Annotated in this window: 21 protein-coding genes and 1 riboswitch; of the genes, 13 read left to right on the plus strand and 8 right to left on the minus strand. The window is 65.3% G+C overall.

Annotated elements, in window-relative coordinates; all coding sequences use genetic code 11:
- Positions 1–15: 15 nt before the first annotated feature.
- From ACCD03_RS21395 to ACCD03_RS21410, 4 genes are all read left to right on the plus strand, one after another.
- Positions 16–1,410: an alkaline phosphatase gene (locus ACCD03_RS21395; RefSeq protein WP_413412818.1), complete on the plus strand. Its 1,395-nt coding sequence runs from the start codon at positions 16–18 to the stop codon at positions 1,408–1,410.
- A 75-nt stretch (positions 1,411–1,485) separates the two neighbouring features.
- Positions 1,486–2,181, plus strand: a complete 696-nt coding sequence (locus ACCD03_RS21400; RefSeq protein ID WP_413412819.1) for a hypothetical protein — start codon at positions 1,486–1,488, stop codon at positions 2,179–2,181.
- Between the two features lie 527 nt (positions 2,182–2,708).
- Positions 2,709–3,620: a bifunctional hydroxymethylpyrimidine kinase/phosphomethylpyrimidine kinase gene (thiD, locus tag ACCD03_RS21405; protein WP_413412820.1), complete on the plus strand. Its 912-nt coding sequence runs from the start codon at positions 2,709–2,711 to the stop codon at positions 3,618–3,620.
- A gap of 14 nt (positions 3,621–3,634) precedes the next feature.
- The gene (locus tag ACCD03_RS21410) at positions 3,635–3,994 is read left to right on the plus strand and encodes a hypothetical protein (RefSeq protein ID WP_413412821.1); all 360 of its coding nucleotides are present in this window, start codon (positions 3,635–3,637) and stop codon (positions 3,992–3,994) included.
- A 68-nt stretch (positions 3,995–4,062) separates the two neighbouring features.
- Here ACCD03_RS21410 and ACCD03_RS21415 read toward each other — a convergent pair whose 3' ends face one another.
- The 6 genes from ACCD03_RS21415 to thiC all read right to left on the minus strand — a co-directional run bounded on the left by ACCD03_RS21415 (position 4,063) and on the right by thiC (position 9,934).
- Positions 4,063–4,542, minus strand: a complete 480-nt coding sequence (locus ACCD03_RS21415) for a VOC family protein (protein WP_316677807.1) — start codon at positions 4,540–4,542, stop codon at positions 4,063–4,065.
- A 126-nt stretch (positions 4,543–4,668) separates the two neighbouring features.
- A complete protein-coding gene (locus ACCD03_RS21420) occupies positions 4,669–5,823 on the minus strand; it encodes a thiamine phosphate synthase (protein WP_413412822.1) in 1,155 nt (384 codons plus the stop codon).
- Positions 5,820–6,647, minus strand: coding sequence for a thiazole synthase (locus tag ACCD03_RS21425; protein WP_253535851.1), 828 nt, complete (start codon positions 6,645–6,647; stop codon positions 5,820–5,822). The genes ACCD03_RS21420 and ACCD03_RS21425 overlap by 4 nt, the downstream gene beginning before the upstream one ends.
- 9 nt (positions 6,648–6,656) lie before the next feature.
- Positions 6,657–6,872, minus strand: coding sequence for a sulfur carrier protein ThiS (gene thiS, locus ACCD03_RS21430; RefSeq protein WP_325653930.1), 216 nt, complete (start codon positions 6,870–6,872; stop codon positions 6,657–6,659).
- Entirely contained in the window at positions 6,869–8,014 is a 1,146-nt protein-coding gene (locus ACCD03_RS21435; RefSeq protein WP_253535850.1) for an FAD-dependent oxidoreductase, read from the minus strand. Before ACCD03_RS21435 ends, thiS begins: the two co-directional genes overlap by 4 nt.
- 12 nt (positions 8,015–8,026) lie before the next feature.
- Positions 8,027–9,934, minus strand: a complete 1,908-nt coding sequence (thiC, locus tag ACCD03_RS21440) for a phosphomethylpyrimidine synthase ThiC (protein WP_045205184.1) — start codon at positions 9,932–9,934, stop codon at positions 8,027–8,029.
- A 98-nt stretch (positions 9,935–10,032) separates the two neighbouring features.
- Positions 10,033–10,134, minus strand: a riboswitch (TPP riboswitch).
- Between the two features lie 215 nt (positions 10,135–10,349).
- Here thiC and ACCD03_RS21445 point away from each other — a divergent pair.
- Positions 10,350–11,510 carry a nitronate monooxygenase family protein gene (locus ACCD03_RS21445; RefSeq protein ID WP_316677817.1) on the plus strand — a complete coding sequence of 387 codons (1,161 nt, stop codon included), beginning with the start codon at positions 10,350–10,352 and terminating at the stop codon, positions 11,508–11,510.
- A gap of 74 nt (positions 11,511–11,584) precedes the next feature.
- Here the strand turns inward: ACCD03_RS21445 and ACCD03_RS21450 are convergent, their stop codons facing one another.
- Positions 11,585–16,618: a putative Ig domain-containing protein gene (locus tag ACCD03_RS21450; protein ID WP_413412823.1), complete on the minus strand. Its 5,034-nt coding sequence runs from the start codon at positions 16,616–16,618 to the stop codon at positions 11,585–11,587.
- A gap of 502 nt (positions 16,619–17,120) precedes the next feature.
- Between ACCD03_RS21450 and ACCD03_RS21455 the strand changes: the two genes are divergently transcribed.
- From ACCD03_RS21455 to ACCD03_RS21490, 8 genes are all read left to right on the plus strand, one after another.
- Positions 17,121–17,672: a phage tail protein gene (locus tag ACCD03_RS21455; protein ID WP_253535847.1), complete on the plus strand. Its 552-nt coding sequence runs from the start codon at positions 17,121–17,123 to the stop codon at positions 17,670–17,672.
- 10 nt (positions 17,673–17,682) lie between these two features.
- Positions 17,683–18,219: a phage tail protein gene (locus ACCD03_RS21460; RefSeq protein ID WP_024977107.1), complete on the plus strand. Its 537-nt coding sequence runs from the start codon at positions 17,683–17,685 to the stop codon at positions 18,217–18,219.
- A 17-nt stretch (positions 18,220–18,236) separates the two neighbouring features.
- Complete coding sequence (locus ACCD03_RS21465) at positions 18,237–18,755, plus strand: phage tail protein (RefSeq protein ID WP_045205189.1); 519 nt, start codon at positions 18,237–18,239, stop codon at positions 18,753–18,755.
- A gap of 89 nt (positions 18,756–18,844) precedes the next feature.
- Positions 18,845–19,144: a DUF6916 family protein gene (locus tag ACCD03_RS21470; RefSeq protein WP_325653918.1), complete on the plus strand. Its 300-nt coding sequence runs from the start codon at positions 18,845–18,847 to the stop codon at positions 19,142–19,144.
- An 8-nt stretch (positions 19,145–19,152) separates the two neighbouring features.
- Complete coding sequence (locus tag ACCD03_RS21475) at positions 19,153–19,662, plus strand: N-acetyltransferase family protein (RefSeq protein WP_413412824.1); 510 nt, start codon at positions 19,153–19,155, stop codon at positions 19,660–19,662.
- Positions 19,663–19,741: 79 nt separating this feature from the next.
- A complete protein-coding gene (locus ACCD03_RS21480) occupies positions 19,742–21,403 on the plus strand; it encodes an acyl-CoA dehydrogenase family protein (protein WP_413412825.1) in 1,662 nt (553 codons plus the stop codon).
- 124 nt (positions 21,404–21,527) lie between these two features.
- Positions 21,528–22,415, plus strand: coding sequence for an amino acid ABC transporter substrate-binding protein (locus ACCD03_RS21485; RefSeq protein WP_413412826.1), 888 nt, complete (start codon positions 21,528–21,530; stop codon positions 22,413–22,415).
- A gap of 257 nt (positions 22,416–22,672) precedes the next feature.
- Positions 22,673–23,581 carry an amino acid ABC transporter substrate-binding protein gene (locus ACCD03_RS21490; protein ID WP_413412827.1) on the plus strand — a complete coding sequence of 303 codons (909 nt, stop codon included), beginning with the start codon at positions 22,673–22,675 and terminating at the stop codon, positions 23,579–23,581.
- A 311-nt stretch (positions 23,582–23,892) separates the two neighbouring features.
- On the opposite strand, the gene ACCD03_RS21495 is transcribed toward ACCD03_RS21490, so the two are convergent.
- Positions 23,893–25,389 (minus strand): GMC family oxidoreductase (locus ACCD03_RS21495; protein ID WP_413412828.1); only part of this gene is annotated, 1,497 nt, incomplete at its 5' end.

Raw genomic sequence — 25,389 nt, forward strand, 5'->3', positions numbered from 1 at the left:
AGGGAGAGGGCAATCATGAACAAGCAATCGAACCGTATCCTGCGCGCCACGCTGCTGGCGCTGGCAGCCGGTGCCTGCGCACAAGCGCACGCCGCCGGTGAAGCCAAGAACGTGATCTTCTTCCTGGGCGACGGCATGGGCCCGACCACCGTCACCGCCACGCGCATCTACAAGGTGGGCGAGGCCGGCCGCCTGACGATGGAATCGCTCAAGCGCACGGCGCGCATCAAGACGTATTCCAACGATGCGCAGACCACCGACAGCGCGCCGTCGATGTCGGCGTACATGACCGGCGTGAAGATGAACAACGAAGTCATCTCCATGTCGGCCGACACCAAAGCCAGCGATGCCACCGGCAAGGGCTACGTGAGCGGTGCAGACAGCACGTGCCCCGCCAACAACGGCACGCCGGCCGTGACGCTGCTGGAACTGGCCAAGGCTGCCGGCAAGTCGGTGGGCGCGGTGACGACCACGCGCGTCACGCACGCCACGCCGGCCGCCACGTACTCGCACATCTGCCACCGCGACGGTGAAAACCAGATCGCTGCGCAGGGCGCGCCCGGCAACGCGCTGTACAACGCCGCGCTCAAGGATGGTCTGGACGTGCTGCTCGGCGGCGGCCGCCGTCACTACCTGCCGCAAGGCACCACGGGCAGCAAGCGCACCGACACGACCGACCTGACCGCCCAGTTCCAGACCGCCGGCTACACCTACGTGACCACCGGCACGGCGCTGACCGCCGTCAACCCGGCGACGACGAACAAGCTGCTCGGCCTGTTCAACCTGGACCACATGAACTACGAGCTGGACCGCAAGAAGAACAATGTGGATGAGCCCAGCCTGGCCGACATGACCGAGAAGGCCATGCGCGTGCTGCAAAAGAACGGCAAGGGCTACTTCCTGATGGTGGAAGGCGGCCGCATCGACCACGCGCTGCACGGCACCAATGCCAAACGCGCACTGGAAGACGCGGGCGCATTCGACGAAGCCATCAAGCGCGCGCTGTCGATTGCGGATCTATCGAACACGCTGATCGTCGTCACGGCCGACCACGACCACACGATGACGATCAACGGCTACCCCCGCAAGGGCAATCCGATCCTGGGCGTGTCGAACGACATCAAGACCGGCCAGCCGCAATTGGCCGCCGACGGTCTGCCGTACACCACGCTGGTGTTCGGCAACGGCGGCACGCCGCGCAAGGCCACGCGCGACAACGTGGCCGCGGTCGATACGGCTGCAGACGATTACCTGCAGGAAGTGGGCGTGCAGCTCGGCACCCCTGGTTCGGAAACGCACGGCGGCGGGGATGTGATGCTGTTCTCCTCTGGTCCGGGCAGCGCACCGCTGAAGGGCACGCTGGACAACACGAAAGTGTTCGGCGTGGTCAAGACGGCCATGGGCCTCTGATTCCTGCGTTTCCATTGATGCGCATGCCGAGGCAATCGGCATGCGCTTTTTTCGTTTCAGCCTGACCAAATTCGTATGACCCGATCTGCTCGCTTCCTTCTTTCGCTCGCGTTCGCCGCGCTTGCCGGCACGGCACAGGCCGCCGGCCCGGCTTCATCCAACTCGCTGACCGCCCTGCGCGTCGAACATCAACTCTCGTCGCTCGGCACCGACGGCATCCAGCGCGACGTCCGCTTTGCCGAGCGCGTCTATCGCCAGGGCGACCGCGTCTGGATCGCACGCGAACTACCGCCCGCGTCGGCGCACGCCGAGCATGACCACGCCAACACCCACGCCGGCCACAAGCACGCCGACACCGACACCGCCCCACGCTGGATCGAACGCGACGCCAAGGGCGCGCTGACCGTGCGCGTAGTCAGCGAATCGCAGCAGAAGAACTACGCCGTGGAACCGGCCGAATACTCCAACATCGGCTTCGACGGCTCGTGGGCGACGGCCTATCACCTGCTCGACCCGGCCGCGCTCAAGGGCATGCGCGTCGAAGGCCCGGTACGCAATGGCGTGCAGACCTACCGCGCGACGCAGGGCGAGCGCACCGTCACCGTCGATTGGGACGTGGCCGGCCAATACCCGCGTCGCGTGGAATCGCGCAACGCCACCGGCACGCAACGCAAGCTCACGCGCGTGACGGCATTGCCGGCGCCCACCGCCGCACCGTGGGAACGCGCCCAACGCTACGCCGCCGCCGATTACACCGACCTGATGGACTGACGCGCCGCCGTCTGCAGCCGGAGCGCGGGGCAGAAGGCCTCGTGCTCCAGGGTCGGAGAGTCGATCGCCAGCACCCAAGGCCGGTGCTCCGCTCTCCGAGCTTCAAATTTTCGACCTCGGAGGGCGGCCTTCCACGCTCCAACCCTCACGCTCCAGCCTTGGAGGGTGGGGAACGGCGCTCGGAGCCCCACGCGCGGCTCTCCAAGAGCCAACAAAACGGTGCTTTGACAGCGGTGCGCCGCGCTCTGAGCCCCGCGTTCGACCCTCGCGGGGTGACGCTCCACGGTTTGGGCCTCGTGATCGAGGGTCAGGGCGTCGCACTCCACGGTCTGAGGCTCGCCTTCGGGCCGGAAACGATCGCCCCTCACGGTTTGAGCCTCGCGCCCGAGCCAAAAACCGTCACGCTCCACGGTTTTCGCTTCGCGCTTGGGCCTGAAACCGTCGCCTTCCAAGGTCAGAGGCCGGCGCGTCGATCCGGCCGCGATAGCGCTATAGTGCGAAACACCCCCCCAAACATTCGCACCGACATGACGATCACCGACCCGACCCTCGCTGCGTTTGCCGCTCCCGCCTCGCACGTGCCGCGCGTGCTCACCATCGCCGGTTCGGACAGTGGCGGCGGTGCGGGCATCCAGGCTGACCTGAAGACGTTTGCCGCGCTCGGCTGCTACGGCATGTCGGCCATCACGGCCATCACCGCACAGAACACGCTGGGTGTGACGGCGGTGGAATCGCTCACACCCGACATCGTCGCCGCGCAGATCGATGCCGTGACAACCGACATTGGCGTGGACGCTGCCAAGACCGGCATGCTCGGCACGCCGCAGGTGGTGGAGGCCATCCTCTCTGCGCTGGACCGCCACCCGATCGCCAACCTGGTCGTCGATCCGGTCATGGTCAGCACCAGCGGCGCGCAGCTCGGCAGCGATGCCACGGCGCAGGCGATGGCGAAGTGGCTGTTCCCCCGCGCGCTGCTCGTCACGCCCAACCTGCCGGAAGCCAGCGCGCTGCTCGGCCGCGAGGTGCGCACGGCCGACGACATGCTGCCCGCCGCGCGTGACCTGCTGGCGCTTGGGCCCCGCGCCGTGCTGCTCAAGGGCGGGCATCTGAGCGCCACGGCCAACGCCGGCGAAGACGGCGTGCTGCAAGACGTGCTCGTCACCGCCGACGGCACCGAGCGCGTCTACGCCCATACCTACATCGACACGCCGCACACACACGGCACAGGCTGCACGTTGTCCGCCGCCATTGCCGCGCACCTGGCGCGCGGTGATGTGCTGGAAGTGGCCATCGAAGCCGCGCTCGACTACCTGCTGCATGCCATCGGTGCGGGCCGCCATCTGGCGCTCGGGCGTGGCGCGGGTCCGTTGAACCACGGGTTCGCACCGCGGCCGCTCGCAGCACCGCGCTCGCTTGAAGTGGATGTCGAGGAAGACTGATCAGGGGAGCTGCCATGAAACGCCTGCCGATCGTGCTGGTTCGCTGCCTTCCGGTGGCTGCGCTGTGCGCGCTGATCGGTGCCTGCAATGGCTACATCAGCCTGGGCTCGCCCATCGGCAGCGTCTTCTCGATTGGCGGCACGCTGACCGGGCTGCCCGGCGGCCAATCGATCGTATTGCTCAACAACGGCCGCGATTCGCTCACGCTGGCGGCCAACGGCCCGTTCGTGTTTGGCGGGCTGGTGCCATTCGACAATAGCTACGTGGTGACGATCAGCGCGCAGCCCGCATCGGCCAACTGCGTGGTGACCAATGGCAGCGGCACGGTCAATGGCGATGTGAACAACGTGCAGGTGACGTGCCAGCCGCGCTAGGCCATCAACAAACATGGGCAAAAAAAAGCGCGGCTCTCGTCCGCGCTTTTTCTTTGCCACACCGATATTCACGCCGACGCCGCCGCCTGCTCCTTCGTCCACTTCTCCATGCGCTTGGCCATCTCATCGGGCGCCACGTCTTCCACATGCGTTGAGACCGTCCACACGTGGCCGAACGGGTCTTTGAGCGTGCCGGAGCGGTCGCCGTAGAACTGGTCCACCACCGGGCGGACTTCCGTACCGCCGGCCTTCAGGGCATTGGCAAATACGGCGTCCACGTTGGGCACGTAGATCATCATCCCGACCGACGTGCTCTGCAGTGTGTCGGGGCTGGCGCAGGCCATGTTGGGGAATTCATCGGCCAGCATGATCGGTGAATTGCCGATGCGCATTTCAGCGTGCGCGATGGTGCCGTTGGGGCCGTTCATGCGCATGATTTCGGTGGCGCCGAAGGCCTGCTTGTAGAAGTCGATGGCGCGCGCGGCGCCTTTGATGCTCAGGTACGGGGTGACGCTGTGGTAACCCTCGGGGATGGGCTGGACCGCCATGTCTTGTCTCCTGCAGCGTGATTGGGGTTCACCACCGCGGCAGCAGCCGCAGCGGCGCACGAACAGGATAGGTCAGCGAAAACCCGGGTGCGCGGCGCAAGCGCGCTTGCGTGCAGCGCGCGATGCTTACGCGCGCACGTGCGCCGCGAACGTCGCTTGCAGCGCGTCCACCGCAGCCGGCACATCGGCTGCCTGGGTGATGGCACGCACCACCGCCACAGAGCCCACGCCGGATTCCAGCACGCGCGGCATCGCTGCCAGATCGATGCCGCCGATGGCCACCAGCGGCGGGGCCGGCACACGCGTGCGCATGGCGGCGGCGTAGGCGAACAAGCGGCCGAGGCCCTGCGGCACGGTCGGCATGGTCTTGGTGGGTGTGGCAAACACGGCACCCAGCGCTAGGTAGCTCGGGTTTAGCGGTGCGACGCGCAGCATTTCGGCAAAGCCGTGCGTGCTGATGCCAAGGCGCAGTCCGGCCGAGCGGATCGCCACCAGGTCAGCATCGTCGATATCTTCCTGGCCGAGGTGGATGCCGTAGATGCCGCTGTTGGGTACTTCTGCGTGCACGTCCAGCGCCACGCGCCAATGGTCATTGATGAACAGGCGCGTAGCACTGCCGCGTGCCGCTGCATCTGCGCGGCGAACTTGGTCGACCACGGCATGCGCATCGTCAGTTTTGAAGCGCAGTTGCACCGTCGGCACCTTCAGCGCGACGAGGCGCTCGACCCATTCAGCGTCCGGCACAACGGCGTAGATGCCGAGTTGCGTCGGGCACGGCGCAAAGGCGAGGTCCGCTGCGGTCGGGCACGGCAAGGCCGGTTCGAGCACGCGGGGCAGGGCGTTGAAGTGCGTCGGCCAGGCGAGCGCGTCGGCATTGCCTTCGGCGATCCACGCGCGCGCCACGCACAGCGCATCGCGCGGCTCGAATGCCAGCGCGAGCGCCGCACCGAAGATGGCGGCAAAGCGCGCATCGAATGCATCGCCTTGTGCCGAAGACGCGAAGCGGTACGTGCCGAGGCGGTCGCACACGGTGTCGACGCGTTGATCGCCTTCCACTGCCATCAGCACAACAGCGGCGCCAGCAGAGCGAGCTCGTTCGGCTTGCGCCGCATCCGTCGTCAGCAGAACAGTGTTGGGAGTGGTGGCTTCGTCAGCACGGTCGGTCACGCTCCAGGCGTGCGGCGCGCGACCAAACGCTTCCACATGGCGATCGATGATCTGTGCGGCGAATGCAGCGGCTTCCGGCCACGCAGCGGAAAAACGCAAGGCGGATGCACTCATGCCTGCTTCTCTTCCGCATGCCAGAACGGCAACCCAACAACCGGCGTGCTGGCCTGCGCAACATCACGCTCAGGCATCGGGCCAGACAGGCGCGCGAGACGACCAGCCTGCGTGGCCATCGCAAACGCCTGCGCCATCGCCACCGGGTCGCCCGCTTGCGCGACAGCGGTGTTCAGCAGCACGGCGTCGTAGCCCCATTCCATGACTTGCGTGGCGTGAGACGGCACACCCAGGCCCGCATCGACGATGAGCGGCACGTTGGGCAGGCGCTCGCGCAGCAGGCGCAGGCCGTACGGGTTGGTGGGCCCGCGGCCGGTGCCAATGGGCGCGGCCCAGGGCATCAGCGCCTGGCAGCCGACGTCGAGCAGGCGGCGGCACAGCACGAGGTCTTCGGTGCAATACGGCAGCACCTTGAAGCCATCGCGGATGAGGCGTTCGGCGGCGGCCGGCAGCGCGAGCGTGTCCGGCTGCAGCGTGTAGTCATCGCCGATGACTTCGAGCTTGATCCAATCGGTCTCGAACACTTCGCGCGACATCTGCGCGAGCGTGTAAGCCTCGTCGGCGGAATAGCAGCCAGCGGTATTCGGCAGCACGGGCACGCCGAGCGCGCGCAGCATCTTCCAGAAGCCGGCGCCGCCCTCGGGCGAGCCGGCGCTCTGGCGGCGCAGCGCGACCGTCAGCATGGCCGGGTTGGACACGCGCACCGCGTCTTCCAGCGATTGCGGCGACGGATAACGCGCCGTGCCGAGCAGCAGGCGCGAGGCGAAGGTCTCGTCGTACAGGCGCAGCGGGTCAGCCACGGTGGAAAGATTGGTTGTCGACATCAGAAACTCCTAGCCGCCCACGACAGGCTGCACGAGTGCAATGCGGTCGCCCGTGTTGAGCGCATGCTGCGCATGGCGCGCCTTGGGCACGAAATCGCCATTCACCGATGCGGCAAACGGCGGGGCGATCTGCAGTTGCGGCGCGGCAGCACCAATGGCATCGGCCAGCGTGCTGCCCGCAGGCAGCGCGAGCGACAGGTCGTTGAGGGTGACGTTCAGCGTCATGACAAAACAGGTTCGGGGGATACGGCGCCAGCGAACAGCGCAGGCCATTCGCAGTCGTCCGTATCGAAGGCACAACCGTCCAGCACGTCGCACGCCGCTGCCACCGCGGCTTGGGTGACGGCGGGCGCAATCATGTAGCCGTGCCGGTACAGGCCATTGACCGACAGCGTGCCAGCGCCATCCCAGCGGATGGCCGGACGGTGGTCCGGGAGCGTCGGCCGGCACTGTGTGTTCAGCTCGAGCACGCGCGCCTCGCCAAACGCGGGGTGCACGGCGTAGGCCGCAGACAGCAATTCCAGCGTGGAGCGCACGCTTGCCGGCGACATGTCGTCGGATTCAAGCTCGGTCGCGCCAATCACGTAGACATTGCCCGGCTTGGGCGCGATGTACAGCGGATAGCGCGGATGCAGCATGCGCACCGGCCGCGTGAGCGACACGTCGGGCGCATGGATGCGCGCCACCTCGCCGCGCAGGCCACGCAAGCGCGGCCATTGCGGCTTGGCACCCAGGCCACGGCAATCGAGCACGAGGCGCGCGCCAAGCCCTGCAGCGGCCAGCGCGTCGGGGCTCGGATCGGCAACTTCCGTGTTCCAGCGCAGTTGCACGCCCAGCGCTTCAAGCTCGGTCGCCAGCGCATCCAACACGCCACGCGGGTCCAGTTGGCCTTCGCCTGCCAGATACAGCCCTTGCGTGAAGCGCTGTGCGAGCAGCGGCTCGAGCTGGGCAATGCCCGTTGCGTCTACGGCACGCAGATCAGCCGCCACGCGCTCGGGCGGGGCGGCATTGCGCACGTGGTTGGCAAACAGCGATGCCTCTCCACGGTCCGCCGCATGCCACACCACCAGCGTGCCGGCCTCCTGGAAGAAGACCGGCGTGCGTAGCTTGGGCAACCAATCGCGCCACAGCGCCAGGCTTGCCAACCCCAAGTCGACGACGAAACGATCGGCCACGGCAGCTTCGGCCAATGGCGCCAGCATGGCTGCAGCAACATACGCGGCGGCACCGCTGCCGTCGCGCGGGCCGCGCTCCACCACGGCAATGCGCGCGGGGGGCACCCCCGTTTGCGCGAGCTGCCAGGCACACAGGCGGCCAGCGAGGCCGCCACCGAGGATCGTTACGTCGAATGAAGTCGAGGTTGGCATTGCACCGGTTGGTTAGCTGTAGATCTTGCTGCCGCTCTTGCGGAACTCGATCGACTTCTCTTCCATGCCCGCAGTTGGGTTAACTGCGGCGGCAGTGGCGTTGGCGTCGAGCGATGCCGCGTAGTCGCGCACTTCCTGCGTGATCTTCATCGAGCAGAACTTCGGACCGCACATCGAACAGAAATGCGCGATCTTGGCGCCCTCGGCCGGCAGCGTTTCATCGTGGAAGGCGCGTGCCTTCTCCGGATCGAGGCCGAGGTTGAACTGGTCTTCCCAGCGGAATTCGAAACGTGCCTTGGACAGCGCGTTGTCACGCAGCTGCGCGCCCGGCCAGCCCTTGGCAAGGTCAGCCGCGTGCGCAGCGATCTTGTAGGTGATGATGCCTTCGCGCACGTCTTCCTTGTCCGGCAGGCCCAGGTGCTCCTTGGGCGTGACGTAGCAGAGCATGGCGGTGCCGTACCAGCCGATGTTGGCTGCGCCGATGCCGCTGGTGATGTGGTCGTAGCCCGGGGCGATGTCGGTCACCAGCGGGCCCAGCGTGTAGAACGGGGCTTCGAAGCAGTGCTTCAGCTCTTCGTCCATGTTGGCCTGCACGCGCTGCAGCGGCACGTGGCCCGGGCCTTCGATCATGACCTGCACGTCGTGCTCCCACGCCTTCTTGGTGAGTTCGCCCAGCGTGTGCAGCTCGCCAAATTGCGCGGCGTCGTTCGAGTCGGCAATGCAACCCGGGCGCAGGCCATCGCCCAGGCTGAACGACACGTCGTACGCCTTCATGATTTCGCAGATCTCGTCGAAGTGCGTGTACAGGAAGTTTTCCTTGTGATGCGCCAGGCACCACTTGGCCATGATCGAACCACCGCGCGAGACGATGCCCGTGATGCGATCGGCCGTGAGCGGCACATAGCGCAGCAGCACGCCCGCGTGGATGGTGAAGTAGTCCACGCCTTGCTCGGCCTGTTCGATCAGCGTGTCGCGGAACATCTCCCACGTCAGGTCTTCGGCCACGCCGCCGGTCTTGTCCAACGCCTGGTAGATCGGCACCGTGCCGATGGGCACCGGCGAGTTGCGCAGGATCCATTCGCGCGTCTCATGGATGTGCTTGCCCGTGGACAAGTCCATGATCGTGTCGGCGCCCCAGCGGATCGCCCACACCATCTTTTCCACTTCCTCGGCCAGCGATGACGTCACCGCCGAGTTGCCGAGGTTGCCGTTGATCTTCACGCGGAAGTTGCGGCCGATGGCCATCGGCTCCAGCTCGGTGTGGTTGATGTTGGCGGGGATGATCGCGCGGCCTGCAGCGATTTCCGCACGCACGAATTCCGGCGTGATGTCTTCCGGGCGCTGCGGCAGATTGGCGCCGTACGAGAAGCCCGGATGCTGCTTGAGCAGTTGGCGGTACTCGGGCTTGTCTTGCAGCGCCTGCAGGTTCAGCGATTCACGCAGCGCGACGTATTCCATTTCGGGCGTGATGATGCCGCGACGCGCGTAGTGCATCTGGCTCACGTTGGCGCCGGCCTTGGCGCGGCGCGGGTTCGTCAGTTGTGCAAAGCGCAGGTGGGCCGTGGCCGGATCATTGGCACGCGTGCGGCCGTATTCGGACGACAGGCCCGAGAGGATTTCCGTATCGCCGCGCTCGTCGATCCACTTGGCGCGCAGCGGGGCCAAGCCCGCCTTCAGATCAATGTGCACGTCCGGGTCGGAGTACGGGCCCGAGGTGTCGTACACCGGCACCGGCGGGTTCAGCATCTCGCCCTTGTCGGTGCGCGTGGCGGTCTGCTTGATGGTGCGCATCGGCACGCGGATATCCGGGCGGCTGCCGTTGATGTAGGTCTTGCTGGAGGCCGGATAGGCGAACTTCTGGTCGAGCTCGGACTGCAGCGAGTCGAACGATGCGGCGGGGGCGTTTTTGGCTTGGGGCATGGTCTCGTCCTAGATTCTGTGGCCTGGTGGAGCAGGCAGTGGACGAAACCGGGAGAGGTGGCGTGACCCGAAGAACTGAGGGGTGGCTGCCAGAGACTACGCGGTGTTCTGAAACTTCCCACGCCGGTACGAACCGGATCGGGTGCGAAGGGACTCTCTCAGCCGCACGGCCCATCCGTACGGCACCCCTGTTTCATCCAACGAGGCTGAATTTAAGCACAGGGCTGCCGGCGTTGCCAGCACGAAAACCAATGAGGTGACGGCCGACGGGTCATTTCAGTCCAAACCGCCATGCAATGTGCGGCGGCGCGCACTGACGCAGCCGGCCTTGATCTTGCGCAACCCCGCTGCGTTTCACCTATGCGACGCTCAATCCCTTTTCTATTGCATTGCGGCATTGCCGCTGGGAGTTGTCATGCTGGAGCGTCGGTTCACACTCGCGGGGCGCAGCCTCGTACCCATCGTGCAGGGCGGGATGGGCGTGGGTATTTCGGCGCACCGGCTGGCCGGCGCCGTGGCGCGCGAAGGCGGCGTCGGCACCATCGCCAGCATCGACTTGCGGCATCACCATGCGGACTTGGTTGCCGCGACTGAAAAATCGCGCGACAAGGACGCCATCAACGCCGCCAACCTCGTCGCGCTGGACCGCGAGATTCGCGCCGCGCGTGAAGGCAGCCAGGGCAACGGCATGATCGCCGTGAACGTGATGAAGGCGGTGGAATCGCACCCCGCGCTCGTGCGCCAGGCCTGCGAGAGCGGCGCGGATGCCATCGTCATGGGCGCGGGGCTTCCGCTCGATCTGCCCGAGATGACCGCCGAGCACCCGAGGGTCGCGCTGATCCCAATCCTTTCCGACTCGCGCGGCGTGGGCGTGGTGCTCAAGCGGTGGATGAAGAAGTCGCGGTTGCCGGATGCGGTGGTGATCGAGCATCCGACGCATGCGGGCGGGCACTTGGGCGCAGCCCGCATTGAGGATTTGCGCGACGAGCGCTTTTCGTTCGCGCGCGTGCTGGACGAATGCCGTGAACTGTTCATCAAGCTGGGGCTGGCTGCGGAACAGATTCCGATCATCCTGGCCGGCGGCATTGATTCGCATGCCAAGGTGAAGCATTGGCTCGACAAGGGCGCCGCTGCGGTGCAGCTCGGCACTGCGTTTGCGGTGACGGAAGAGGGCGATGCGCACGTGCGCTTCAAGCGGGTGCTGACGGGCGCGGAGCAAGGCGATATCGGCGAGTTCGTCAGCGTGGCTGGGTTGCCGGCTCGCGCCGTGATGACGCCTTGGCTGTCGCGTTATCTCTCACGCGAAAGCGCGCTGCAGGCCAAGGCCAAGGTGCGGGATTGCCTGCAGGGGTTCGATTGTTTGCAGACCTGCGGACTGCGGGATGGGATTGGCAAGGTCGGGCAGTTTTGCATTGACCTGAAGCTTGCGCAGGCGCTGCGTGGGGATGTGGAGCGCGGGCTGTTTTTCCGTGGGGCTGGGAAGTTGCCGTTTGGGGAGGCGATTCGGCCGGTGCGGGAGTTGATGCATTACTTGTTGACTGGGGAGAAGCCGGCGGAATCCTCGACGGCAACCTGATGCGCTGACATCTCGTTCGAAAAAAAAGCCAGCCCGAAGGCTGGCTTTTTGTTGGGCGCTTACCGCTTATTGCCTCAGAACGGTGCAGCAAACGTCAACCGAATCCCCTGCTGCAAACCGCCCATCCCGGCCATCACGCTGTAGTCCAACCCAAACGTGAGCGGCCCGGTGCGGAACTTCGTTCCCAACCCGATCTGCATGCGATCGCGCCCAAACGGCGTACCCGGCACGTAGTAAGCCGGGCCCGCCGATGCCAGATCGGCATACGCCAACCCTGCATTGCTCTGCCCATTGAAGTCGTGCTGGTACTCCACCCGTGCGAACGGCAGGAACGTGCCCCACTTGGTCTTCTGCGTGTATTCCGCACGCAGGCCCAGCGTGCCGGATACCGTCGTCACCGTCTGATCGAAATACGTCAGCGCGTTGATGCCTGCGCCCGATTCGGTGAACTGATCCAGCGTCGATTGCGAGACCGCCAGGCGCCCGTAAGGCGAGATCAGCCACGTGCGATCGCGATGCTCATAGCCGGCCGACACGGAGGCGAACACTTGTTTGCCGTTGCGCTTGCCGGTGGCAAAGTCGTTGGAGTCCGTCACCCAGCGGCGCGAGTCAAAACTGAGCGTGCCGAAGCCGGCCACACCATCGACGAACAACGAAGGCAGCGGGCGATAGCTGCCGTAGAGCGCAAGGCTATAGCTGTCGCCCGTGCTCTTGGTGCCCGCGTTGCCGATGTCGGTGGAGTCACGCCCGTAGCCGAAGCCGCCACCGATCGAGAGCTGATCCGACACTCGATAGTCTGCGCCGGCCGTCACACCGCCTGTGGTGAAGCGGAAACCGGAGCGTTGCGTGCCAGCGTTGGCGAAACCAAAGTCCAGCGTACCGGCGCTCCAGAACGCGAGATTCGGATCGGTGTTGTCCGGGCCAGCGCCGGCTGCATCAGCACCGGGCAGGTCGGGACCCGCATCGGCGTTCGACTTGTCGGTGTTGCCGTTGGCCGCATCGGTGTTGCGCTTGCCGCGCGCGAATGGCCGCACGCCCAGGCCGTCACCGCGCATGCAGGCATCGTGCGCGGCAATGCCGGCGACATCCTGGCAACGCGCTTGCATGTCCACGCGCTGGCCCGGCATGGCGACAGTCAAACCGTTGCCCGACGGTGCCCGGCCAGTGCCATGCAGCGCTTCCAGGCGACGGTTGTAGTTGTCGATCTGCGTGGTGGCAAAGCGGCGCGCGGCCTGGACTTGCGCGTTGATCAGACCTGCCACATCCGGGTCGGCCGAGGGGTCCTTGCGCGGCGCCACGCTCACCTGCACGGTGGCCGGTGTCGAGGTGGCAAAGGCGTTGGACAGCGTGTACGTCAGCACGGCCTGGCCGCTGTAGGTGCCCGACGGGGTGAAGTTCAGCACATAGGTCGATGCCGCCGCAGCCGGGCTCCTCACGCCCGCCGGCGTCTGCACAGCCTTCTGCACGATCGTGGCCGTGCCGGCGTTGGCTGGCGCCACCGACACCAGCGTCGCCCCCGTGAAGGGGCCGCCCGTGGCGCCTTCGGTCAAGTCCACGCTCACCGCCTGGCCAGACGACGTGGTGGCCTGTTTCTGCGCCACGGCAATCGGCACCGCATTCACGTTGACCGTCACCGGAATTGGCGCGGATGTGCCAGCCGTGTTGATCAGCGCATAGGTGAAGTTGACTGCGCCGGAGGTGGTCGGGGTCGGCGTGTAGATGATGTCCAGACCGTTGACGACGGCGGTGCCGCTGGCAGGCGGACTGACAATTGCGATGGACGAGAACGGACCGCCCGTTGCATTGGCCGTTGCATGCAGCGTGATCGGTGCCGTCGACATGGTGGTGGCCGTGATTGCCGGCGCGGTGCCGATTACCTGGCCCACCGTGATCGTGTAGCTGCGTGTCCCGTTGTACGGGGCGCCGGTGCCGGTACTGCTGTCAGTGGCCTTCACGGTGAAGGTGCTGCTGCCCAGCGTAGTGGGCGTGCCTGACAGAACGCCTGTGCTGGCGTTCAGGCTCAGGCCCGCAGGCAACGTACCTGTGGACACGGCGTACGTGTAAGGCGCGGTGCCGCCGGCCGCACTGAAGGTCTGGCTGTAGGCCGTGGTGACCTGGGCCGAATTGGCGGCCGCAGGACTCACCGTGACCGTGGGCGCACCGATGGTGACGCTGTAGGCACGGCTGGCCGTGAAGCTATTGGCATCCGTCGCCGTGATGGTGAAGTTGAACGTTCCGCCTGCGGTGGGCGTGCCCGAGAGGACGCCGGTGGTGGTGTTCAAGCTCAGGCCTGCCGGCAACGCACCCGCCGTCACAGCGTAGGTGTACGGCGCGGTGCCATTGGCTGCCGAGATGGTTTGGCTGTACGCCGATGCAATCGCCGGGTTGGGCAGCGTGGCAGGCGATACCGTCACGCTAGGCGCGGCGATGGTGAGCGTATAGACCCCGCCTACCGCAAATGGAGCACCCGTCCCCGTCGAACTGTCGGTCGCGGTGACGGTAAAGCTGACCGTGCCGGCCGTGGTTGGAGTACCTGACAGCGTGCCGGTGGCGCCGTTCCACGTCAGGCCCGCGGGCATGGTGCCGCTGTTGACCACGAGGCCATAGATGTATGGGCTCGTACCACCACTTGCCGTGAAGTTGCGGCTGTACGCCGTGCCTGCTACGCCACTGAGAGAACCCGAGGCCGGTGTGATGGTCAAGGTGGGCGACGCGATCGTCAGCGAGTAGGCTCGGCTTCCGGTGTAGGGGCCGGTTCCGGTACTGCTGTCAGTCGCGGTGACAGTGAAGTTGAACACGCCACCCGACGTGGACGTACCCGACAGCGTGCCGTTACTGGACAGCGTCAGCCCCGCCGGCAGCGAACCCGCCGTGACGGCATACGTGTAGGAACCTGTGCCGCCGCTGGCCAAGATGGTCTGGCTGTAAGCCGTAGCGACGGTAGCGCCCGGCAACGTGCTCGGGCTCACCGTGACGGTGGCAGCGCTCACCGTCACGGTGTACGCACGCGAGCCGGTATAGCTGTTGGCGTCGGTGGCCGTGACGGTGAAGTTGAAGGTGCCGCCCGCCGTGGGCGTGCCGGTGATCGCCCCAGTGCTGCTGTTCATGCTCAGGCCCGCTGGCAGCGCACCGGCAGTCAGTGCGTAGCTATAAGGCGCGGCACCCCCGCTGGCCGTGGCAGTCTGGCTGTAGGCGGCGCCGACAGTTGCCGCACTCAGTGTGGTGGGCGACACAGTAATGGTGGGCGCCGAGGTGGTCAGCGTGTAGGTGCCAGACGTGCTGTACGGCCCGGTGCCCGTTGCGTGGTCGGTGGCAGTCACCGTGAAATTGACCACGCCCGTGGTGGTGGGCGTACCGGACAACACGCCGGTGCCGGTGCTGAACGAGAGACCGGTCGGCATCGTCCCGCTATTGACCGCAAGGCTATAGGTGTATGGCGCCAGACCACCGCTGCCTGTGAAGGTCTGGCTGTAAGCCACGCCGGCCGAAGCGCTGAGGCTGCCCGATGCCGGTGTGATCGCCAACGTGGGCGCATTGACGACCAGCGAATAGGCGCGGCTGCCCGTATACGGGCCGCTGCCGGTACTGCTATCGGTGGTGGTCACGGTGAAGTTGAACGTGCCGCCTGCCGTGGGCGTCCCCGACAGCACGCCGCCAGAACTGAGCGTGAGGCCGGCCGGCAACGCTCCAGCAGTGATGGCGTAAGTGTAGGCCGCCGTACCGCCGCTGGCCGTGATCGTCTGGCTGTATGCCGTTGCAACGGTGGCATTGCTCAGTGTGGACGGCGAGAGCGTGATCGTCGGCGCGGCGACGGTCAGCGTGAGCGTACCGCTGGTCGCCGTGAACGGGCCGGTGCCTGTGCTGCTGTCGGTGGCCGTAACGGTGAAGTTGAACGTACCGCCCGCCGTGGGCGTGCCCGACAGCGTGCCGTCGCTGGCCAGCGAGATGCCCGCCGGCAGCGCACCCGACGCGATCGTGTAGGTATAAGGCGCCGTGCCGCCACTGGCCGAAGCCAGCGTTTGGCTATAAGCCGTACCCACCGTGCCGGCTGCAGGCGAGGACGGCCCATACGTGACTGTCGGATTCGACACGGTGACGGTCACGGTGGCCGGAGCAGACGTGCCGCCCGCGTTGGTTGCCGTGTACGTGAATGAGTCCGAGCCAGAGTAGGACGCGCTGGGCGTGTAGGTGATCGACGTGCCCGACGCGGTGGCTGTGCCGTGCGCTGCCTGCGTTGCGACGGCCACGCCGGTCGGCGTGCCTCCGGTGATGTTCAGCGTGACGGGGTTGCTTGTACTGCCGTGTGTAACGGTGGTGCTGACCGCGTTCGCAACGGGAGGCGCCACAAAGGTGTATCGGTCGGCGATGCCGGTGGTGCTGGTTCCGCTAGCGTTGGTCACGGTGACGTCAACAGTGCCAGCGGCCCCTGCCGGCGAGGTGGCCGTGATCTGCGTGGCGCTATCAATAGTGAAGCCGGTGGCGTTGGTCGCGCCAAACTTGACCGCCGTTACGCTGGTGAAATTGGTGCCGGTAATGGTGACGGAGGTGCCACCGGCAGTCGGGCCTGCGGTGGGCGAGACGCTGGTTACCGTGGGCGAGGTCGGGGTGACGGTAATCGTCAAGAAACCTGTCGCAGTCCAAGCGCCGCCGTTATCCGTGATGAAGAACGTCGCCGTATCGGTGCCGCTGAAAGAGGGGCTTGGTGGCGTGTAGACAAAACCGTTGGCGGCACCGCCGCCGCCAGGAACGTTCGCAAAGATATAGAACGTGCCGCCTTGCGTGGTCGGCGTAGTAACGGCACCCGAGGTGGAGTTGAAGTTTTGATCCCCGATGGTGTCGAACGCCAACCCCGCATTGAGCGGGTCACATACCGAATTTTCACTGGACGTCAGCGTGTAGGTTTTCGTCGTGTTCTGCTGCATCGAAAACGAGACGGAGCACGAGATGTTTGCAAGCGCGCCCTGCGACAACACCGTCAGCCAAATCGCCAGAAAAGCCAGCAGGCCCCGGCGCATCCATTCCCGCCCCTGCGCCTTCAGGCACCTGAACATTGACCATCCGGCGACCCCACGCCGGCCATACGGGCTGCTTTGTTTCAGCACGCGCATTTCTCCCTCGCTCCGCCCGCTCTGTCGCGGGCTTTTCTCTTTGTGGCGTCATGGGAAATTCAGTGCCTGATCCCTATCAGGCACCCCCCGGTAATGAGGGGAAATAGCGCGCAGATTTGAACACCTACAATCCGTTGCATAGCGTCTAACCATGCAATGATTAAGCGTTAACCCTCACAAATACCCCCCGGCAGATCAATGCCCCTTTGTTTCTTTTAAAATGAGCAGGCGTAATGATCCCGACGCGATGCTATGAAAGGCGTCCCGTGTCGTCAATACCAACTTTCGGATGAATTGGCATGATGTGTCGCTTTTGGCACGCTCTTCTGCCTTGACACTGGATTTTCATATGGGCAACGCGAAAATCCCGTCCATTATGTCTGCTGATACACCATGACCAGACTGGCAATCAAATTGAGACGCAGAGACCATTAATAGAAAAATTTCTGCTTCGAAGCGAAGAATTCAATATCGTGGCGATGCCACATTACGAGGAGGGGTCGTGGATCAATACCTGGGCGAGATTCGCCTCTGTGGATTTCCTTTTCCACCAAAAGGATGGGCCTTGTGCAATGGCGCACTGCTGCCCATCCAGACGAACACCGCGCTGTTTTCGCTGCTGGGCACCCAATATGGCGGCAATGGCACGACCAACTTCGCGTTGCCGGACCTGCGCGGCCGCACGCCGCTGCACCGCGACCTCCAGGACTACGTGCAGGGCGAGGTAGGTGGCGCCGAGACCGTCACGCTGTCGACCCCGCAACTGCCGGCGCACAGCCACTCATTCACCGCATCGACGACGCCTGCCACATTGCCGAATACCGGCATCACGCAGAACCATCTTCTAGCCACCAGCAACATTTACAACGCGACGAATCCGGGGCCCCCAAGCGCGGGCACCCTGCTTTACGGCGCCCCGGGCACATTGACGCCACTGTCGAGCGAAGCCTGCGGCTCCAGCAGCGGCGGCAACCAGCCGCACGAGAACATGCAGCCTTCGCTGGCGCTGAACTACATCATCGCGCTGACCGGCGTGTACCCGTCACGCGGCTAGGAGATCACTCATGGCAGAACCATACGTTGGCGAAATCCGCCTGTTCGCTGGCAACTATGCCCCGGTGGGCTGGCTGCTTTGCCAGGGCCAGATCATTGGCATATCCGAGAACGAGGCCCTCTTCACCCTGCTCGGCACCACTTACGGTGGCGATGGCCAGAGCAACTTCGGCTTGCCGGACCTGCAAGGGAAGCTTCCCGTGGGACAAGGGCAGGGCCTAGGGCTCACCAACCGCCTGATCGGTCAGCAGTTCGGCGTCGACAGCGTGACGTTGACGACCGATCAGATTCCGGGGCACAACCACGCCATCAACTGCACCAGTGCGGCCGCCACCACCATCACGCCCGGCCCCAGCACACTGCTGGCGACCGTACCGAACGCGCAGGGCTTCTACGACGCCGGCACGGCAAATCCGCCGGGCAAGGCCGCACTGGCCCCCCAGACGATCGGGCAGACCGGTGGCAATCAGCCACATACCAATCAAATGCCGACGGCCTCCATCAACTACATCATTGCCACCGCGGGCATCTACCCGTCGCAAGGCTGAGTCGAAAAGGGAACCCCATGTCTGATCAATTCCTCGGAGAAATCCGGGTCTTCGGCTTCAACTTTGCCCCGGTGGATTGGGCAGCCTGCGACGGCGCGATCATGCCGATCTCACAGAACACCGCGCTGTTCTCTATCCTGGGCACCATGTATGGCGGCAACGGCACGAGCACGTTCGGCTTGCCCGACCTGCGGGGGCGGGCAGTAGTAGGCACGGAGCAGAACGGCGTGCCGAACGAGTTGCAAGGCTCGTCGACGGTCACGCTGTTGAGCGAGGAGATGCCCGCTCACACGCACACCGCATACGGTGACAACAGCCGTGCAGCTTCACAAACGGCAGCAGGCCGTCTGCCGTCGCGCTTCCAGGTGACATTCAACCAGGCGTTCATCGCGACGGATTCGTCCCCAGCCCTCACGACCCTGTCCCCGCAGGCAGTCGGCATAGCCGGCGGCAGTCTGCCGCACGAAAACATGCAGCCATACCTGGTGATGAACTACTGCATCGCCCTGCAGGGCGCTTGGCCGACGCGTCCGTAAGCCGAGCCCTCGTGGCGGACCGGCCGCGCATGTCGCACCGGTCCGCCTTTCGGCCCGCCGATTTCCGCATCTGTCTTTTCGTTGCCCCCATGACCCTCTCCGCCGAACTGTTCCAGCCGCATGTCGGCACCGCGTTCTCTGTGCTGCAGGAGCCCGGCCAGATCCCCAATCCGCAGTTCACCCTGCGACTGAACGAAGTGACCACGCCCGCGGCACGCCCGGGCCAGCAGGCGTTCTCGCTGTTCTTTACAGGCGATGCCTCGTTCACGCTGCAGCAGGGCACGTACTTCCTGCAGCACGACGCGCTGCCCGAACAGGCGATCTTTCTGGTACCGGTCGAACGCAGTGCCGACGGCTTCCGCTACCAGGCCTGCTTCAATCTCAGCTGAGGCACCGCATGCCCGTCTTCCGCATTGAACGGCACGGCACCGCACTGCGGCCGCTGACCGACACTGACCAGCCCTTCCTGCTGCACCTCTACGGCACCACCCGCGAAGCCGAGCTGCGGGCGACCGGCTGGACCACCGAACAGAAAGCGCAGTTCGTGCGGATGCAGTTCGATGCCCAGCAACGCGCGTACTTTGCCTACCCCGATGCGGAATTTTTCGTGATCGAACAGGATGGCATACCCGCCGGGCGAATCTACCTGCAGCATCGGCAGGAAGCCCTTCTGATCATCGATATCTCGCTGGTGCCGGAGCAGTGCGGTTCGGGGATCGGCAGTGCGGTGATTTCTGCTGTGTTTGCGCAGGCCCACGCTTCAGGAAAACGCGTGCAGATTCACGTGGAGCGCTTCAACCCTGCTCAGCGCTTGTATCAGCGGATGGGGTTTCGCCTGGTGGAGGACAAGGGCGTGTATCTGTTTCTCGAGTGGGATGGGGCCGCCAGGCAAGCGGCAACCGTATAGAAATCCTCCTCCACCCACCCCCACCACCGGTGGTCTACCATGGCCCACACAACCAAAGCACCACGCCAGGAGACCCCAAATGCCCACCGAGGCCACCCACCGCGTCTTCAACCAGGTCCCGGACCTGACCGGCTTCAACCCCTTCACGTCCGACACCACGCTGCAAAACGCACTCGAACGTCTGGGCGGCGGCTGGAACGCCAGCGCGTTGCAAGCCTTCGGTGATCAGCTCGGCGCCCCCGAGACGCTGCGGTGGGCCGCCGAGGCCAACACGTACCACCCCGAACTCCACACCCACAGCCGCACCGGCGAGCGAATCGACGCCATCCGCTTCGACCCGGCGTGGCATGCGCTGCTCGGCTTGATGCGCAGCCAGGGGCTGCAGGCGCTACCCTTCGCCGAGCCGCGTGCGGGCGCATGGACCGCCCGCACGGCGGGCTATTACATGCAAGCGCAGATCGAATCCGGCACGCTGTGCCCGGCGACGATGACGTTCGCGAGCATCCCCGTTCTGCAGAAAGAGACGGCGCTGTTTGCCGATCTGGGGCCGCGTCTCTACGCCCGCGAACACGACGCACGCGATCTGCCGTGGCGCCAGAAGACCGCCATCCTTGTCGGCATGGGCATGACCGAAAAGCAGGGCGGCTCCGATGTGCGCAGCAACACCACGGTGGCGATGCCCCTGCGCGGCGAGGGCCGCGGCGCCACATACGCGATCACCGGGCATAAGTGGTTCTTCTCTGCGCCGATGTGCGATGCGCACCTCGTGGTCGCGCGCATGGGCGCGGAAGACGGGCCGCTGTCGTGCTTCTTCGTGCCGCGCTTTCGTGACGATGGCAGCAAGAACCCGATCCAGATCCAGCGCCTGAAAGACAAGCTCGGCAACCGGTCCAACGCCAGCAGCGAAGTAGAGTTCCTCGGCGCAGAGGGCATCCTGATTGGCGAGGAAGGGCGCGGCATTCCGACCATCATCGAGATGGCCACGCACACGCGGCTGGATTGCGTGATTGGCAGCGCGGCCATCCTGCGCCACGCGCTGATGCAAGCCCTGCACCACGCGCGCCATCGCATGGCATTCGGCCGCCTGCTGGCTGACCAACCGCTCATGCGCAACGTGCTGGCCGACCTCGCGCTCGAGTCGCAGGCGGCAACGCTGCTGATGATGGAGTTGGGCAACGCGTTCGAGCGTGCCGACGTCGATCCGCTGGCCGCGGCGTGGAAGCGCATCGTCACGCCCGCCGCCAAGTTCTGGGTCTGCAAGCGCGCCATTGAGGCGACGGGCGAGGCAATGGAAGTCTGGGGCGGCAACGGCTACGTGGAAGAAGGGCCGATGGCGCGCCTGTACCGCGAAGCGCCGGTCAACTCCATTTGGGAAGGCTCGGGCAACGTGATGTGCCTGGACGTGCTGCGCGCCATCGCCCGCACGCCGGACGACGCGCTGCGCCTGGTGCACGACATTGGCGAGCGCGCGCAGGGCCACCGTGCCGTGCGTGCGGAGCTGGCTGCGCTGCAGGCGATGCTGCATCAGCCGGACGACATCCAGGAAACCTCCGCACGCCGCATCGCGCAGGGGCTGGCGCTCACGGCGCAGGCAGCGCTGATGCTGTCCCACGCCCACCCGGACGACGCCGAGCGCTTCATCGCCAGCCGCTTCCATCATCAGCACGGTCGCGTGTTCGGCACGCTCGACGGACATGCGCAGGAGCTGGGTGCGGTGCTGCAACGCGCGTGGCCTGTATGAAGATTCTGTGAAGAGTAAAGCGGGACGGCCGGCGTGAAAGCGGGATGAAAGATCACATCGCCTAGGGTGGGGGAGCCGCGCGAGCGCGCCGGCACCAAAAAAATAACCAGACAGGAGACATTCCGTGCCGCACCCGACCCGCGCATTGCTCGCGGCCGGCCTGGCGTTGTGCACTTTCCAGGCGTTGGCTGCATCCCCCGTGCTTGACCGCATCCGCGATACCGGCGCCGTCCGGCTGGCGTATCGCGAAAATTCCGTACCGTTCTCCTATGTCGATGGCGGCAAGCCGGTGGGGTATTCGATCGACCTCTGTGCGCGGTTGGTCGACGCGATCAAGGTGGCGGTCAAGCGGCCCGACCTGAAGGTGCAATACGTGGCCGTGACGCCCGCCACGCGCATCGGCGCCATCGCCGAGGGCCGCGCAGACCTCGAATGCGGTTCGACCAACAACACGCGCGAGCGGCGCGAGAAGGTAGCGTTCACTATCCCGCATTACATTGCCAGCAGCCGCATGCTGGTGAAGACCAGTTCAGGCATTCACCGCTGGGAAGATCTCAACAACAAGACGGTGGTGTCCACGCGCGGCAGCACGAACGGTGGGCAGATCCGCGCGATGGCCGATGCGCGCGTGCTCAAGGTCAACGTGGTGGAGGCCCGCGACCACGCCGAAGCCTTCGGCATGGTGGCGGCCGGCAAGGCCGATGCGTTTGCGATGGACGATGTGCTGCTCTATGGCTTCCGGGCGACGTCGCCCAACCCGGCGGAGTACGCAGTCGTCGGCAGCAACCTGGCGGTGGCGCCGTACGCGATCATGCTCGGCAAGGACGATGCCGAGTTCAAGAAAGTGATTGACCTGGCGATGTCACGCACAATCCTCGATGGCGAGGCGGAAAAGCTCTACAAAAAGTGGTTCCAGCAACCCATTCCGCCAAATGGCGTGAAGCTGGAGATCCCGATGAGCTTCCTGCTGCGCGATTCGTTCAAGTTCCCGACCGACAAGGTGGCGGATTAGCGCAACGCTGATCAACCATGCACCGAGAAGGTGCTTGAGGGTATACCCGCATTCAGCGCATAATGCGCGCCCATGGCGGCGCGTGACATTGCTTCACGTTTTGGCATTCCCGGGGGGAGTGACGGCGCGCCCCAGCCAATGCTGCGCAGCCGAGCGGACGTCGCCCGGCAATCGATTGCGCGCACGGCCGCGTCGATAGGGCCCCGATGCGGTCGGCTGGCCATTAGAAGCCCGAACCTCTCCTAGGACCTTTGACGATGCCGTTCGCTGCGCGCACGTGGCTGCTGGCCGCGCTTGCCGTTCCCGCTGCTGTTTCCACCGCTGTCTTCCCCTCCACCGCCGTTGCCGCCACCCCGACGCTCGATCGCATCCGCGATTCGGGCACGGTGCACGTGGCGTATCGGGAAGACTCGATTCCGTTTTCGTACCTCGATGGCAACAAGCCGGTCGGCTACACGATCGACATCTGCTCGCGCCTGATCGATTCGATCAAGACCTCGCTCAAGCGCCCCGACCTGAAGGTGCAATACCTGCCGGTGACAGCCGCCACACGCATGGACGTGGTCGCCTCGGGCAAGGCCGACCTGGAATGCGGCTCAACCAACAACTCGCGCGAGCGCCGTGAGAAGGTCGCCTTCACCATTCCGCACTACATCACCAAGGGCCGCATGCTGGTGAAGGCTGGCTCGCCGATCCAGCAATGGGAAGACCTGAACGGCAAGACCGTGGTGGCCGCACGCGGATCGACCAATGCCGACCTCGCACGCAAGCTCAACGAGACGGGTATGACGATGCACGTGGTGGATGCCAACGACCTGCGCAGCGCCTTCGCCATGCTGGCCGATGGCCGCGCCAATGCATTTGCCGGTGACGACATCCTGCTCTCGGGCATGCGCGCCACGGCCAAGAACCCGGCTGACTACCGCCTGACGGGCAAGACGCAGCTTGTGTCGTCATACGCGATCATGCTCAGCAAGCAGGACCCCGAGTTCAAGAAGCTGATCGACCAATCGATGACGCGGCTGATTGTCGATGGCGAGGTGCCGAAGCTGTACAAGAAGTGGTTTCAGCAGCCGATTCCGCCGAATGGGGTGAATCTGGAGGTGCCGATGAGTTATTTGCTGCGGGATTCGTTTAATACGCCTACGGATAGTGCTGGCAACTAATGCTGGCGGCTGTTTTGTCCCCTGCCGGGGGTGGGCGTTTGTGGTCCATCCCTGGTTTCATCCCCTGCCGGGGCTGACTCACTTTCTTTGTCTTGCCAAAGAAAGTAAGCAAAGAAAGGCGCGCCCGAGATGGCGGCTTCCCCTTGAATTTCTGTGACCGTGCGGGGAAGGAGGCAAACTCGCTGCGCTCAGACAGGCCTCCTTCCTTTATCCGCCCGCTCACACAAATTCAAGGCGCCATCTAGGGCATCAACGGCCACACCGTGGGTGTGCCTGGGTTGGCGCCCAGGTGTGTCTTGCTGTCTTGTTTCTCAGTGCACCTCGGCCGGGGCAGCTTGTGCGGGGATGCTGCTCACCACGTTCAGCGTCGGGCGGCCGCCTTGGCGCATGAGGTCTGCGGCGCGTTCGGCAATCATGATGATGGGGGCGTTGGTGTTGCCGCCGATCAGCGTGGGCATGACCGAGCCATCGATCACGCGCAGGCCCGTGAGGCCGCGCACGCGCAGTTCCGGATCGACCACGGCCATGTCGTCGTCCGCACTGCCCATCTTGCAGGTGCCGACGGGGTGATAGATGGTGTCGGCATGCTGGCGGATCAGGGCGCGGACGGCTTCGTCGTCGGAGCCATCGCCGCGGATGTTTCCGGAATACAGCTCACGCCCGCCAAGGTCAGCCAACGGACGCTGCGCGAAGATGCTCTTCACGGCGCGGAAGCCGGCGAGCATGCCGTTCATGTCGTCAGGGTCAGACAAGAAACGTGGATCGATCAGCGGTGCCTCGCGCGTGTCAGCGGAGGCCAGGCGCACTTCGCCGCGGCTCTTCGGGCGCAGCACGCACACGTGGCACGAATAGCCGTGGCCGTAGTTGAACGTGCGGTTGTGGTTGTCGGCCATGGCCACCACGAAGTGCAGTTGCAGATCGGGATCGGCCAGATCGGGCCGGCTCTTGATGAAGCCGCCGGCTTCGGCAAAGTTGGTTGCCAGCATGCCGCGACGCTCGCGCCGATAGCGCAGGATCTCGCCCAGCATGTGGACGCTGCCGCGCGCGGAATAGCCGATCAAATCCAGGTTGAAGACTTTCTTGTGCAGGATGATGTCGAGGTGATCCTGCAGGTTCTGGCCGACGCCTGGCAGGTCGTGCACGACGGGAATGCCGAGCGAGCGCAGATGCTCCGCCGGGCCCACACCCGAGGCCATCAGCAACTGCGGCGAGCCGAACGCGCCCGATGAGACGATCACCTCGCGACGCGCGCGCAGCGTTTCTGTGCGACCGCCGCGCTCCACCGTCACACCGGCCGCGCGCTTGCCCTCAAAGACGATGCGCAGCGCTTGTGTGTCGGGCATCACCGTGAGTTGGCGGCGGTTGCGGCTGAAGGTGGCGTCTGCCTTGTCCCCGCCATGCAGGTAGGCGCGCGCGGCATTCCAGCGCTCGCCGTTGTACTGCGTGACCTGGTATGAGCCGACGCCTTCCTGATCGGGGCCGTTGAAATCGTTGTTGCGGCGGTAGCCTGCTGCCACGCCGGCATCGACAAAGCGTTGTGCGATCGGGTTGCCGGTGCGCAGGTCGCTTACGTGCAGCGGGCCGGTGCCGCCGTGCAGCGCGTCGTCATCGCGGCCGGCAAAGCGTTCGTTGCCTTCGGAGCGCTTGAAGTAAGGCAGCACGTCGTTCCAGCTCCAGCCGGTGCAGCCGAGCGCCGCCCAGTGGTTGTAGTCGCTGGGCGTGCCGCGGATGTAGATCATCGCGTTGAGCGACGAGCTACCGCCCAGCCCCCGCCCGCGTGGCTGATAGCCCTGACGCCCGCCCAGCCC

The sequence above is a fragment of the Ralstonia sp. Ralssp135 genome, assembly GCF_047304345.1.
GTDB lineage: Bacteria > Pseudomonadota > Gammaproteobacteria > Burkholderiales > Burkholderiaceae > Ralstonia > Ralstonia chuxiongensis.